General features: G+C 55.6%; 8 protein-coding genes and 3 pseudogenes. 8 read left to right on the top strand and 3 right to left on the bottom strand.

Annotated features, from left to right (window positions below):
- Positions 1–268 precede the first annotated feature (268 nt).
- Positions 269–2,329: an AsmA family protein gene (locus JNO11_RS18940; protein WP_325177590.1), complete on the top strand. Its 2,061-nt coding sequence runs from the start codon at positions 269–271 to the stop codon at positions 2,327–2,329.
- Here JNO11_RS18940 and ppiC read toward each other — a convergent pair whose 3' ends face one another.
- Positions 2,330–2,611 carry a peptidylprolyl isomerase PpiC gene (gene ppiC, locus JNO11_RS18935; RefSeq protein WP_010257386.1) on the bottom strand — a complete coding sequence of 94 codons (282 nt, stop codon included), beginning with the start codon at positions 2,609–2,611 and terminating at the stop codon, positions 2,330–2,332.
- Between the two features lie 75 nt (positions 2,612–2,686).
- Between ppiC and rep the strand changes: the two genes are divergently transcribed.
- Entirely contained in the window at positions 2,687–4,708 is a 2,022-nt protein-coding gene (gene rep, locus JNO11_RS18930; RefSeq protein ID WP_010257384.1) for a DNA helicase Rep, read from the top strand.
- A 43-nt stretch (positions 4,709–4,751) separates the two neighbouring features.
- Here rep and gppA read toward each other — a convergent pair.
- Both gppA and rhlB read right to left on the bottom strand, forming a co-directional pair.
- A pseudogene (gene gppA / locus JNO11_RS18925) lies at positions 4,752–6,237 on the bottom strand (guanosine-5'-triphosphate,3'-diphosphate diphosphatase).
- 7 nt (positions 6,238–6,244) lie between these two features.
- Positions 6,245–7,537, bottom strand: coding sequence for an ATP-dependent RNA helicase RhlB (rhlB, locus tag JNO11_RS18920; RefSeq protein ID WP_022624852.1), 1,293 nt, complete (start codon positions 7,535–7,537; stop codon positions 6,245–6,247).
- Between the two features lie 117 nt (positions 7,538–7,654).
- On the opposite strand from rhlB, the gene trxA reads away from it, so the two are divergent.
- The 6 genes and pseudogenes from trxA to wecC all read left to right on the top strand — a co-directional run bounded on the left by trxA (position 7,655) and on the right by wecC (position 14,439).
- Positions 7,655–7,987 (top strand): thioredoxin TrxA, encoded by a 333-nt coding sequence (trxA, locus tag JNO11_RS18915; RefSeq protein WP_003851963.1) that lies wholly within the window; start codon positions 7,655–7,657, stop codon positions 7,985–7,987.
- A 352-nt stretch (positions 7,988–8,339) separates the two neighbouring features.
- Positions 8,340–9,599, top strand: coding sequence for a transcription termination factor Rho (gene rho / locus JNO11_RS18910; protein ID WP_325177589.1), 1,260 nt, complete (start codon positions 8,340–8,342; stop codon positions 9,597–9,599).
- Between the two features lie 265 nt (positions 9,600–9,864).
- Positions 9,865–10,966, top strand: a pseudogene (gene wecA / locus JNO11_RS18905) (UDP-N-acetylglucosamine--undecaprenyl-phosphate N-acetylglucosaminephosphotransferase).
- Positions 10,967–10,993: 27 nt separating this feature from the next.
- Positions 10,994–12,043 (top strand): ECA polysaccharide chain length modulation protein, encoded by a 1,050-nt coding sequence (gene wzzE, locus JNO11_RS18900; RefSeq protein WP_010257365.1) that lies wholly within the window; start codon positions 10,994–10,996, stop codon positions 12,041–12,043.
- Between the two features lie 10 nt (positions 12,044–12,053).
- Positions 12,054–13,184, top strand: coding sequence for a UDP-N-acetylglucosamine 2-epimerase (non-hydrolyzing) (gene wecB, locus JNO11_RS18895; RefSeq protein WP_033759719.1), 1,131 nt, complete (start codon positions 12,054–12,056; stop codon positions 13,182–13,184).
- Positions 13,181–14,439 (top strand): annotated as a pseudogene (gene wecC / locus JNO11_RS18890) (UDP-N-acetyl-D-mannosamine dehydrogenase). The gene wecB and the pseudogene wecC overlap by 4 nt, the downstream one beginning before the upstream one ends.
- The last annotated feature ends 173 nt before the right edge of the window (positions 14,440–14,612 follow it).

Raw genomic sequence — 14,612 nt, 5'->3', positions numbered from 1 at the left:
GAAATATCGCCTTAGTCTCGCGTCTGGTATGGCAGACGTCAATGGTTTTAAAACAGTGTTTTAATTTACATTTAAAGGTGGCCATTAGCCCTGGTCTCGGGGATAAACGTCGGGAATGGCGGCTTTTTTTTACCGCTTATGCTAACGAAATGGCTGAGAAACCCCTTTTTCTGAATTGAATCATCTTACTATCCCGCTTCCCTGATGCTGTTGCCCGCGGTCTCGACTATCTTTAACGCAGACCGTGAATGTGCAAGGAGAAAGCGTAATGTCGCGTACCGGGAAAATAGTCAGCTGGGTAGCAGGAATTCTGGTGTTGTTGATCGTGGTGATTATCGTCGTCATCGCGACCTTTGACTGGAATCGCCTGAAGCCCACCATCAATCAAAAAGTTTCAACCGAGTTAAACCGTCCCTTTGCGATACGCGGGGATCTGGGTATCGACTGGGCACGAAATCGCGACGAAGCAGGCTGGCGGCGCTGGGTGCCGTGGCCGCAGATCCATGCGGAAGATATCATGCTGGGGAATCCGCCTGACATTGCCGACGTCACCATGGTACATCTGCAGCGGGTCGATGCCACATTGTCACCGCTGTCGCTGCTGCACAAAGAACTGTTCATCCCGTGGATTAAATTGCAGCGGCCGGATGCGCGTCTGATCCAGACCGCGGATAAAAAGAACAACTGGACCTTTACCCTTGCTGATAGCGGCAAGGATGAGAAGAGTGCTACGCCATCGGCCTGGTCATTCCGTCTGGATAATATTCTGTTCGATCAGGGCCAGATTCGTTATCGCGACGCCATTAACCGCGCAGATGTCACGGTGCAGGTTAATCCGCTGGGTAAACCGGTGCCGTATACGCAGATTGCCGGAGGCAATGACCAGCAGAGGGGCGCAGGCGACTTCGTCTTTGGCTGGCAGGCGAAGGGCACTTATAACAATGAGTCACTCAGCGGCGACGGTAAGATTGGCGGCATGCTGTCACTGCGTAGTCAGAACACCCCGTTCCCGATTCAGGCCGATCTGCGCAACGGCACCACCCGCGTTCAGGTGACCGGCGGTCTGCAGGATCCAATGAACCTCGGCGGGCTTAACGTGCGACTGCGCTTCTCGGGCGATACGCTGGCCAATCTCTATGGCCTGACCGGCGTCCTGCTGCCTGACACGCCACCTTATGAAACCGACGGCCATCTGATTGCTAAATTCAGCGGCGAAAAGGGCGCGGTCTACCGCTATGAGAAATTCAACGGACATATTGGCGACAGCGATATTCATGGGTCGCTGATCTACAGTCAGGTTAAACCCCGCCCGACACTCAGCGGCGAGCTGACCTCTGAGCAACTGCGCATGGCCGATCTGGGGCCGCTGATTGGCGTCGACTCTGGCAAAGGTAGTGAAAAAACGGCGCAGGCCAAAGCCCGGCGCGGGGAGAAATCGAATCAGCCCGCAGACCGCGTGCTGCCACACGATAAATTCGAAACCAAAAACTGGGACGTGATGGATGCCGACGTGAAGTTCAGCGGCAAACGGATCGAACATAGCAATTCACTGCCGTTAAGCGATCTCTATACCCATTTACAGCTGAAAAACGGTGATCTGCTGCTGGACCCGCTGCGCTTTGGTGTGGCGGGCGGCAATCTCAACAGCACTATCCGGCTGGAGGGCGATCACTCGCCGATGCGTGGTCGGGTTGATCTTCATGTCCGTAAGCTGCAGCTGCGTCAGCTCTTCCCGAATGTGGAGGCGATGAAGAACAGCCGTGGCCAGCTCAATGGCGATGCCAGCTTTACCGGCACCGGTAACTCCGTAGCCGATCTGCTGGCGACCAGCAACGGGCAACTTAAGCTGCTGATGAATGATGGTCTGATCAGCCGCAGCCTGATGGAGATTGCCGGACTCAACGTCGGTAACTACGTGGTGGGCAAACTGTTTGGCGATGACCAGGTGCGCATCAACTGCGCCGCCACCGATCTCAAACTGCAGAACGGTGTGGCGACGCCTAACCTGTTTGTGTTTGATACCGAGAACGCGATTATCAATGTGTCAGGCAACGCGAACTTCGCCAGTGAGCGGCTGGATCTGTCGGTGAATCCGGAGAGTAAGGGCGTCCGCATCGTAACGCTGCGCTCCCCGCTCTATGTGCGTGGCACCTTTAAAAATCCTGATGCGGGCGTGAAAACGGGACCACTGCTGGCACGTGGTGCCGCTGCAGTGGCTCTGGGCGCAGTAGTCGGCCCGGCGGCGGCGCTGCTGGCACTGATCTCTCCTAGTGATAACGAAGACAACCAGTGCAGCACCGTCCTGCAGCAGATGAAGCAGAAGAAATAACTAGTTGCGATAGAGTACTTTGATAATGTGATAACCAAAGCCGGTCTTTACCGGCCCGTAAGGCGTCAGCAGCGGGCAGGTAAAGACCGCTTTATCAAAGGCCGGCACCATCTGTCCCTGCCGGAACTCGCCCAGATCGCCGCCATTCCGGCCGGAAGGACAGGTTGAGTGCTTCTTTGCCAGCTGCTGGAAATTGCCACCCTTCGCCAGTTTCGCCAGAATCTCTTTTGCCAGCGCTTCCTCTTTGACCAGGATGTGTAAAGCCGCCGCGGTTTTCGCCATGTTGGTATCTCGGTTGTGTATAATTGCCGCCCAGTATAAACCCCTTTCTTTTGATTCAATCAGGCGATTTCTCCTATGCGTTTAAACCCCAGCCAACAACGTGCCGTCGAATTTGTTACCGGTCCCTGTCTGGTGCTGGCGGGCGCGGGATCGGGCAAAACCCGCGTGATTACCAATAAAATCGCCCATCTGATCCGTGAATGCGGCTATCAGGCGCGCCACATCGCCGCAGTGACCTTTACCAATAAAGCCTCGCGCGAAATGAAAGAGCGTGTGGCGCAGACGCTGGGCCGCAAAGAGGCGCGCGGCCTGCTGATCTCCACCTTCCATACGCTGGGGCTGGAGATCATCAAACGCGAAACCGCGGCGCTGGGCATGAAGTCAAACTTCTCGCTGTTCGACGATCAGGATCAGCTCGCCCTGCTGAAAGAGCTGACAAAAGAGTGGCTGGAAGAGGATAAGACGCTGCTACAGCAGCTCATCTCCACCATCTCGAACTGGAAAAATGATCTGATCGATCCGCAGGGCGCCGCCGCGCTGGCGCGATCGCAGCAGGATAATATTTTTGCTCACTGCTACGCCCTCTACAGCCAGCATCTTAAGTCGTGCAACGTGCTCGATTTCGACGATTTGATTCTGCTGCCGACGCTGCTGCTGCAGCGTAATCAGGAGGTGCGTGAACGCTGGCAGCAGCGTATCCGCTATCTGCTGGTGGATGAGTATCAGGATACCAACACCAGCCAGTATGAACTGGTTAAGCTGCTGGTGGGCGCTCGGGCGCGCTTCACGGTGGTGGGCGATGATGATCAGTCTATCTACTCCTGGCGCGGCGCACGCCCGCAGAATCTGGTGCTGCTGAATCAGGATTTCCCGGCGCTGGAGGTGGTGAAGCTGGAGCAGAACTACCGCTCTTCGCAGCGCATACTGAAAGCGGCAAATATCCTGATTGCCAATAACCCGCACGTCTTTGAGAAGCGGCTCTTTTCGGAGCTGGGGCAGGGCAGCGAGCTGAAGGTGCTTACTGCCAACAGCGAAGAGCATGAAGCGGAGCGGGTCACTGGCGAGCTCATTGCGCATCACTTTATCAACCGGACGCAGTACAAAGATTACGCGATTCTTTATCGTGGCAACCATCAGTCCCGAACCTTTGAAAAGTTTCTGATGCAGAACCGCATCCCTTATCGCATCTCTGGCGGTACTTCGTTCTTCTCACGGCCCGAGATCAAAGATCTGCTCGCCTATCTGCGCGTGCTGACCAATCCTGAGGATGACAGCGCGTTTCTGCGCATCGTCAATACGCCGCGCCGTGAGATTGGCCCGGCCACGCTGCAGAAGCTCGGTGAGTGGGCCAACCTGCGCAGCAAGAGCCTGTTTAACGCCAGTTTTGATGTCGGTCTGGGGCAGACGCTGAGTGGCCGTGGTCTGGAGCATCTGCAGCGCTTCACCCACTGGCTGAATGAGATTATCCAGCTGACCGAACGTGAGCCGGTAAACGCAGTGCGTGATTTGATTCGCGGCATCGACTACGAAAGCTGGCTGTTCGAAACCTCCGGCAGCCCGAAAGCCGCAGAGATGCGGATGAAGAACGTCAACACGCTGTTTCAGTGGATGACAGAAATGCTGGAGGGCAGCGATATTGATGAGCCGATGACGCTGGCGCAGGTGGTGACGCGCTTTACCCTGCGCGACATGATGGAGCGCGGTGAAAGCGATGAAGAGCTGGATCAGGTGCAGCTGATGACGCTGCACGCCTCCAAAGGGCTGGAGTTCCCCTATGTATTCCTGGTGGGCATGGAGGAGGGGCTGTTACCGCATCAGAGCAGCATCGATGAGAATAATATCGAAGAGGAGCGTCGCCTGGCCTATGTGGGGATCACACGGGCGCAGAAAGAGCTGACCTTTACCCTGTGTCGCGAACGCCGGCAATATGGCGAATTAATCCGGCCGGAGCCGAGCCGTTTTCTGCTGGAACTGCCGCAGGACGATCTGCAATGGGAGACCGAGCGCAAAGTGGTCAGTGCGGAGGAGCGGATGAAAACCGGTCAGAGCCGGGTGGCCGGTCTGAGAGCGATGCTGGATAAGGCGAAAAAGAGTTAAACCAGTGCAGGAGGCGAAAGAGATTCGCCTCACGCGACGGCAATTACGACAGGGTTAATAACCAGTGGACGTAAGACTGATAATGGCTTTCCTGCTCCAGCAGCTCACTGCGCAACGGATGGGCCTCCAGCCAGCCCGCGGGCAGGGTCAGATGCAGGGCATCATCGTCTGCCTGTAGCCGCACCGCAGGCAGGGTGTCATCGCGACGGCGGGTGGAGAAAATAATCGCCAGCCGCAGCAGACGGCACATCCGTTCCGCCAGCCGCGGCGGCAGGGCATTCTGCTGAGTCAGCAAAGCCAGATCGATGCTGCCGCTCTGGTTTTGCAGTAAACAGGCCAGTAGCTTCTTCTGTGCCGGTGTGAAACCAGGAAGATCGAGGTGACGCACCAGATACGCCGCATGCTGCGGCGCATGACGGAAGTCAACGCTCAGGCCGATTTCGTGGATCGCGCAGGCGCTGAGCAGCAACTCACGACAGCGCTGATCCAGCTTCCACAACGTGGAAACCTGACGGAAAAAGCTCTCCGCCAGCTGACGCACGCGATCCGCCTGCTCGACATCAATGCTGAAACGGCGCTGGACGTTATGCAGCGTACGGGTTCGGATATCCCGGTCGATGGGCAGATGCAGCATGCCGTAGACCAGTCCTTCACGCAGTGCGCCGCCCGCCAGCGTCATGCTATCGATACTGAGCTCCTGGAAGATGGCGATCAGAATCGACAGGCCGCTGGGAAACACCAGCGCCCGCTCCAGCGTCAGCCCTTCGATTTCCAGCTCTTCCAGTTTGCCGCACTGAATGGCGCGCTGCTTCAGCTGCTGCAGCTTATTCAGCGTGATGCGCTCATCCATGCCCTGCGCCACCATGATCTCCTGCAGCGCCTGAACCGTGCCAGAGGCACCAACACAGGCCTGCCAGCCCTGCTCACGCAGTTGCGCTGCAATAGGCTGGATCATTTCACGCGCCGCCAGCTCGGCCTGGTCAAAGTTCTCTTTTGCCAGATGACGATCGCTGAAGAAGCGCTCCAGCCACGTCACACAGCCCATCGACAGACTGAACAACACCGACGCGTGCGATCCATCGCCGGTAGCCAGCTCGGTGCTGCCGCCGCCGATATCGACCACTAAACGCTGGTCGGAACCGCCAGTAGTGTGGGCCACGCCCTGATAAATCAGGCGCGCCTCTTCTTCACCGCTGATGACGTTGATAGTACAGCCAAGGATCTGTTGGGCGGTGTCGAGGAAGGTCTGCGCATTGGCAGCCAGACGCAGCGTGGCGGTCGCCACCACGCGGATCTGATCGGGGGGGAATATCCTGCAGTTGTTCAGAGAACAGTCTGAGGCATTGCCAGCCTCGCGACATCGCGTCGGCTGACAACAGGTTATTTTTATCCAGACCGGCAGCAAGGCGAACCTTGCGCTTAATTTTTGCAACGGTCTGGATACTGCCAGAGACCTCGCGCACCACCAACATATGAAAGCTGTTAGACCCTAAATCAATCGCTGCATAAAGTGACGATGCGCTTAGCATGGTGGCCTTAACCTGAACGTTTACGGTTGTTGTTGCGTGGAGCACCGCGACGATTGGCGTTATTCCCTCCGCGACGTGGGCCATTGCCGGAACGGCTGCGTTGCAGACGCTTAGGCGGCGGTAAATCCGTTAACAACGCTTCGCTGCTGTACTTGCTGACCGGGATGCTGTGGCCGATGTACTCTTCAATCGAAGGCAGATTCAGCGCGTATTCTTCACAGGCCAGGCTGATTGAATGACCGCTGGCGCCTGCACGACCGGTACGGCCAATACGGTGAACGTAATCTTCACAGTCATCTGGCAGATCGTAGTTAAAGACGTGGGTAACAGCCGGGATGTGCAGACCGCGAGCAGCCACGTCAGTGGCGACCAGAATATCCACATCACCTTTGGTGAAGTCATCCAGAATGCGCAGGCGCTTCTTCTGAGCAACGTCGCCGGTCAGCAGGCCGACACGATGTCCATCGGCAGCCAGGTGGCCCCAGATATCTTCACAGCGGTGCTTGGTGTTGGCGAAAATAATGGCGCGATCGGGCCACTCTTCTTCCAGCAGGGTCTGCAACAGGCGCATTTTCTCTTCGTTAGACGGATAGAAAAGCTCTTCCTGAATGCGATGGCCGGTTTTCTGTTCCGGTTCCACTTCCACATATTCAGCACTGTTCATGTGCTCGAACGCCAGTTCACGGACGCGGTAGGAGAGGGTCGCCGAGAACAGCATGCTCAGACGCTGAGTCGCCGGCGGCATGCGACGGAACAGCCAGCGAATATCTTTAATAAAGCCGAGATCAAACATGCGATCGGCTTCGTCCAGCACCATGACCTGAATAGCACCGAGGTTGACGTGATTCTGTTTCGCGTAGTCGATCAGGCGACCGGTGGTAGCCACCAGAATATCAACGCCCTGCTCCAGCACTTTCAGCTGTTTGTCATAACCGTCTCCGCCATAGGCGAGACCCAGTTTCAGGCCGGTTGAGGCGGTAAGGGGTTCTGCATCTGCATGAATCTGCACAGCAAGTTCACGCGTCGGCGCAAGAATTAATGCCCGTGGCTGGTTAACCTGACGACCTTCCGCCGCAGGATGAGAGAGAAGATGATGAAACGTTGACGTCAGAAACGCCATCGTTTTGCCGGTACCGGTTTGCGCCTGGCCTGCAACATCACGCCCTGAAAGCGTAAAAGGCAGAGCTAACGCCTGAATCGGCGTGCAGTATTGAAAGCCTTTAGTATCAAGGGCTTCCACCACTTTTGGGTGCAGGGCGAAGTCGGAAAACTTCTGTTCAGTTAAGTGTGTTTTGCTCATAGTGTGGTAGAATATCAGCTTACTATCGCTTTACGAAAGCGTATCCGATGAAATAAAGTCAACCAACATTGGTATATTTTACGCCAATTCGCCAGGCATAATCTTGTGGAGTAAAACATGAGCAGCGATAAAATCGTTCATCTGACTGATGACAGTTTCGACACCGACGTGCTGAAAGCCGACGGCGTTACACTGGTAGATTTCTGGGCTGAATGGTGCGGTCCTTGCAAAATGATCGCGCCAATCCTTGATGAAGTTGCAGAAGAGTATGATGGCAAGCTGACCATCGCTAAGCTGAATATTGATGATAACCCAGGCACGGCACCGAAGTATGGCATTCGTGGTATCCCGACGCTGCTGCTGTTTAAAAATGGCGAAGTCGCCGCGACCAAAGTGGGCGCGCTGTCTAAAGGCCAGCTGAAAGAGTTCCTGAACGCCAATCTGGCGTAATTCAGGGCTGAATGTCCGGCAGTGGTGAATTTATCTCCTGCTGCTGGACGTTCGCTTTCAGGCGTGCTAATTTACCAGCACTGCATTACGAACTTACCTTGTAGTTAGCATCTAAAAGTTTTCCCTTGTTGAACCCTGTCGCCCTGTACCTTATAAAGATAGAACGGTTCAGCAATCTTACGGTTAGCTCCAACTCTGGCATCACATTCGGACATCTCCCTGCATACCGATCGCCATTCCATACGATGATCGTCAGGAAGAGCCGAAAAGAGCCATTAACGGCATGGATTAGTTGCCATACCATTCACGACAAACATTCCGAGTATTACCCCGAGTTTAAGAACCCATCACTATGAATCTTACCGAATTAAAGAATACGCCGGTTGCTGAGCTGGTTACTCTCGGCGAAAATATGGGACTGGAAAACCAGGCTCGTATGCGCAAGCAGGACATTATCTTTTCAATCCTGAAGCAGCACGCGAAAAGCGGCGAAGACATCTTCGGTGATGGCGTGCTGGAGATCCTTCAGGATGGATTTGGATTCCTCCGTTCCGGAGACAGCTCCTACCTCGCCGGCCCTGATGATATCTACGTTTCCCCTAGTCAAATCCGCCGCTTCAACCTCCGCACTGGTGACACCATCTCTGGCAAAATCCGTCCACCGAAAGAGGGTGAACGTTATTTTGCGCTGCTGAAAGTTAACGAAGTTAACTACGACAAGCCGGAAAATGCGCGTAATAAGATTCTGTTCGAAAACCTCACGCCGCTGCACGCAAATAAACGTCTGCGTATGGAGCGGGGTAATGGCTCAACGGAAGATTTAACCGCTCGCGTACTGGATCTGGCATCGCCAATTGGTCGTGGCCAGCGTGGTCTGATTGTTGCACCACCGAAAGCCGGTAAAACCATGCTGCTGCAGAACATCGCGCAGAGCCTGGCGCACAACTATCCGGACTGTACCCTGATGGTACTGCTGATCGATGAGCGCCCGGAAGAAGTCACCGAGATGCAGCGTCTGGTGAAAGGCGAAGTTATCGCCTCAACCTTCGATGAGCCAACTTCACGCCACGTTCAGGTTGCTGAAATGGTGATCGAGAAGGCCAAGCGTCTGGTTGAACACAAGAAAGATGTCATCATCCTGCTCGACTCCATTACACGTCTGGCACGTGCTTACAACACCGTGGTTCCTGCTTCAGGTAAAGTCCTGACCGGTGGTGTGGATGCCAACGCCCTGCATCGTCCAAAGCGTTTCTTTGGTGCTGCACGTAACGTGGAAGAGGGCGGCAGCCTGACCATCATCGCGACTGCGCTGGTTGATACCGGTTCGAAGATGGATGAAGTGATTTACGAAGAGTTTAAAGGTACCGGTAACATGGAACTGCATCTCGCCCGTAAAATCGCTGAAAAACGCGTCTTCCCGGCGATTGATTACAACCGCTCTGGTACGCGTAAAGAAGAGCTGCTCACCTCTCAGGAAGAGCTGCAGAAGATGTGGATCCTGCGTAAGATTATTCACCCGATGGGCGAAATCGACGCAATGGAATTCCTCATCAACAAGCTGGCGATGACCAAAACTAATGATGAATTCTTCGATATGATGAAGCGTTCTTAATCCGATACTGCCTGGCCGAACCACAGATTCGGCTTTTTTAGTCCAGATGCGCAGAAAATCGACCTCACGCCACGTCTCAACGTGGCGTTTTTCATTTGTGAGCTATAGGATTGAACACTGGCAGGAGCATTTATAATGACTGTGGTAGCGATGGCGAACTTTTGACCGTTCGTCTGTCTCTTTATGCAGAATTCGGAATCCGACACAGCGATAGGCGCGTTTTTTCGCGTATTGTTGTGCGGGATGTTAGCTGAGAGCGTTTAACGTGAATTTACTCACTATGAGTACTGAGCTTGGTTTAATTTTTCTCTTTTCCCTGGCTTTCCTCTTTTTTTGCTCGAAAAGCAGCTAAAAAAATTGGTTTAGTTGATAAGCCTAACTCACGTAAACGCCATCATGGCGCGATTCCGTTGGTGGGCGGCATTTCTGTGTTCGCAGGTATCTGCTTTACGTTTGCCATTACCAACTACTATCTGCCTCACGCGCTGCTCTATCTGGGCTGCGCCGGTGTTCTGGTGCTGGTTGGCGCACTGGATGACCGTTTCGATATCAGCGTCAAGATCCGCGCGGTGGTGCAGGCGATTGTCGCGCTGGTGATGATGTTTGGCGCAAAACTCTATCTGCTTAGCCTGGGCTTTATCGTCGGCCCGTTCGAGCTTATCGTGGGGCCCTTCGGCTATGTGCTGACGCTGTTTGCCGTCTGGGCCGCGATCAACGCCTTTAATATGGTGGATGGGATCGACGGTCTGCTGGGTGGGCTCTCCTCGGTCACTTTTGCCGCCATGGGGATCATCCTCTACTTCGACGGCCAGACCAGCCTCGCGATGTGGTGTTTTGCGATGATTGCCGCCACGCTGCCCTATATCCTGCTTAACCTCGGCTTCCTTGGCCGTCGCTTCAAAGTCTTTATGGGCGATGCCGGCAGCACCATGATCGGGTTCACCATTATCTGGATTCTGCTGGAAACGACGCAGGGTCTGAGCCATCCCATCACGCCCGTTACCGCACTGTGGCTTATTGCCATTCCTCTGATGGATATGGTGGCGATTATGTATCGTCGCCTGCGTAAAGGCATGAGTCCGTTCTCGGCTGACCGTCAGCACATCCACCATCTGATTATGCGTGCCGGCTTTACCTCCCGTCAGGCCTTTGTACTGATTACCGTTGCGGCGGCCATTCTCGCCGGTATCGGTGTGCTGGGTGAATATCTGGCATTTATCCCGGAGTGGGTGATGCTGCTGCTGTTCCTGGGCGCGTTTATGGTTTACGGCTACTGCCTCAAACATGCATGGCGCGTGGCGCGACGTGTCCGCCGCATTAAGCGCCGTCTGAGCCATCATCGCGAAGCAAAAAACAAATTACCCTGAAAAGAGCTGATAAAGGATACCTCTGCCATGCCTTCTGACGTTGTGGACAACGAACTGGATATTCGCAGCTTTTGCTGCCGTTTATGGCGTGGCAAGCGCTGGATTATCGGGCTGGCGCTGCTGTTTGCTCTGGTCGCCTGGCTGGCCACGCTGCTGCTGAAACAGGTCTGGAGCACCACGGCGATCACCGATCGTCCGACGGTGAACATGCTGGGTTCTTACTATGCGCAGCAGCAATTCCTGACCAATCTGGATGTGCGCAACAACGCCTTAACCCTGGCCGCACCTTCACCTACGGTGATGGATCAGGTTTATCAGGAGTTCACCATGCAACTTGCCTCCTGGGATACGCGTCGTGAGTTCTGGCAGCAAACGGATTATTACAAGAGTCGTAAAACCGGCAATGCGCATAATGATGCCGCGCTGCTCGACGATATGATCGGCAATATCCTGTTCACGCCCGCTGACGCGGCACATAACCTGCCCGATAACGTCAAACTGAAAGCGGAAACCGCTGGCGACGCCAATAATCTGCTGCGTCAGTACATCGCTTATGCCAGTGAGCGCGCCGCGCGTCATCTGAATGATGAGCTAAAAGGTGCCTGGCGGGCGCGTACCGACCAGTTGCAGGCGCAGGTGAAACGTCAGGAAGATGTGGCTAATGCGGTGTTTCAGCGCCAGCAGCATCGACTGGAGCAGGCGCTGAAGATCGCCAGCCAGCAGGGCATCAATGAGAAACAGACGCGTGAAGCGGGTGAAAATCTGGCAGACAGCGACCTGTTCCTGCTGGGCCAGCCCGTTTTACAGGGACAGCTGGATACGCTGCGCGCTACCGGTCCGGAGTTTGATATCAGCTATGATCAGAACAGAGCAATGCTGACCACGCTGCAGACCGGGCCAAAACTGAACAGCCAGTTCCAGACCTACCGTTATCTGCGTACGCCGGAAGAGCCGGTATCACGTGACAGTCCGCGACGTCTGTTCATGATGATTATGTGGGGTGCCATTGGGGCATTAACAGGCGCGGGAGTGGCGCTGGCACGTCGTCCGCGTCTGATGTCAGACACGCATGAGTGAGAGAAACAGTGTGAAAGTTCTGACGGTATTTGGTACTCGTCCCGAAGCGATCAAAATGGCACCGCTGGTTCAGGCGCTGGCGCAGGATCCCGCTTTCGAATCGCGACTGTGCGTCACCGCACAGCATCGCGAAATGCTCGATCAGGTGCTGCGCCTGTTCAAGCTGCAGCCGGACTATGATCTCAATATTATGCGTCCCGAGCAGGGGCTGACCGAGATCACCTGCCGCATTTTAGAGGGCATGAAAACCGTCCTGCTCGACTTCAAACCGGACATCGTGCTGGTGCATGGTGACACCACCACCACACTGGCGGCGAGCCTGGCGGCATTTTATCATCAGATTCCGGTCGGGCATGTGGAGGCCGGTCTGCGTACCGGCGATCTCGCCTCGCCATGGCCGGAAGAGGGTAACCGTAAACTTACCGGTCATCTTGCCCATCTGCATTTCACCCCCACCTCCCGATCGCGTCAGAATCTGTTGCAGGAAAATCTGCCCGATGCGCGCATTATCGTGACCGGCAATACGGTCATTGATGCGCTGCTGTGGGTTCGCGACAGGGTGCTGGATGACAGCAATCTGAATGCACAACTGGCGGCGCGCTATCCGTTTCTCGACCCGGATAAGAAACTGGTGCTGGTCACCGGACATCGTCGCGAAAGCTTTGGTGGCGGCTTTGAACGTATCTGCAGCGCGCTGGCGCAGATTGCCCGCCAGCATCCCGAGGCGCAGATTGTCTATCCGGTGCACCTTAATCCCAATGTCAGCGAGCCGGTAAACCGGATTCTCAGCGGCATTGAGAATATCATTCTGATTGAACCACAGGAGTATCTGCCTTTTGTCTGGCTGATGAACCGCGCCTGGCTCATCCTCACTGACTCCGGTGGCATTCAGGAGGAAGCGCCTTCGCTGGGTAAACCGGTGCTGGTGATGCGTGACACCACCGAGCGGCCTGAAGCGGTCGACGCCGGCACCGTCAAACTGGTGGGGACCGATATCGCCCGAATCGTGGCGGAGGTCAGTACCTTGCTGACTGACGACGCTGCCTGGCAGGCGATGAGCCACGCCCATAATCCGTATGGCGATGGCAAAGCCTGTGGTCGTATTTTACAAGCCTTAAAAGATAACCGAGCCGAATTATGAGTTTTGAAACCATCTCCGTGATTGGACTGGGATACATTGGGCTGCCGACGGCAGCCGTTTTTGCCTCAAAGGGAAAAAAGTGGTGGGCGTGGATATCAATGCGCGCGCCGTTGAAACCATCAATCGTGGCGCGATCCATATCGTGGAACCCGATTTAGATCAGGTGGTGCATGCGGCTGTTACGCGTGGCGATCTGCGCGCCACCACGCAGCCGGAAGCCGCCGACGCTTTTCTTATCGCCGTACCGACCCCTTTTAAAGATGAGCATCAGCCCGATCTGCGCTTTGTGAAAGCCGCGGCGGAGTCGATTGCGCCGGTACTGAAAAAGGGCGACCTGGTGATTCTGGAGTCGACCTCACCGGTGGGCAGCACCGAACAGATGGCCGACTGGCTGGCGGCGGCGCGTCCCGACCTGCGCTTTCCTCAGCACGGCGATACGCCCGATATTTTTGTTGCCTACTGTCCGGAGCGCGTGCTGCCTGGTCAGGTGATGGTTGAGCTGATTAACAACGACCGGGTGATTGGCGGCATGACGCCAGCCTGTTCCGCCCGCGCCAGCGAGCTTTATCGGCTGTTTTTAAAAGGCGAATGCGTTGAAACCAACGCCCGAACCGCCGAGATGTGTAAGCTGACAGAAAACAGCTTCCGTGACGTGAATATCGCCTTTGCCAATGAGCTGTCGCTGATTTGTGCCGATCAGGGGATTAACGTCTGGGAGCTGATTGCGCTGGCGAATCGCCATCCGCGCGTCAACATTCTGCAGCCGGGTCCAGGCGTCGGCGGTCACTGTATCGCCGTCGATCCCTGGTTCATCGTGGCGCAGAATCCTGAATTAGCCCGGCTGATCCGCACCGCGCGCGAGGTCAATGACGCCAAGCCGCAGTGGGTGCTGGACCAGGTGAAAACCGCGCTGGCGGACTGCCTGACACAGACCGGCAAGCGCGCCAGCGATATCACCATCGCCTGCTTTGGCCTGGCCTTTAAACCCAATATTGACGACCTGCGCGAAAGCCCGGCGGTGGGCGTGGCACAGAAAATTGCAGAGTGGCACAGCGGCACCACCTGGGTGGTTGAACCTCATATTGAGCAGCTTGCTGACGCACTGGCCGACAAAGCCGTGCTGGTCTCTGCCGGGCAGGCGCTGGAACAGGCCGATATTCTGGTGATGCTGGTCGATCACCGCGCCTTCCGCGCCATTGATGGTGCCAGCGTTCAGCAGAACTGGATTGTCGACACCAAAGGTGTGTGGCGATGAGGCGTTTTCTGATCACGGGCGGTGCCGGGTTTATCGGTTCTGCACTGGTGCGCTTTACCGTATAAACGGCTTACATGTGTGGGTGCCTGGCGCAACAGCTGGCTGAGTGATGACCAGCTGCGGGCCGCGGGTGAAGCGCTGACAAAAACCGGCTACGGCCAATACCTGCTGGA

The organism is Pantoea sp. 1B4 (assembly GCF_016925765.1).
In the GTDB taxonomy this organism is placed as follows: domain Bacteria; phylum Pseudomonadota; class Gammaproteobacteria; order Enterobacterales; family Enterobacteriaceae; genus Pantoea; species Pantoea agglomerans.
This window is presented reverse-complemented; position numbering and strand designations above follow the sequence as displayed.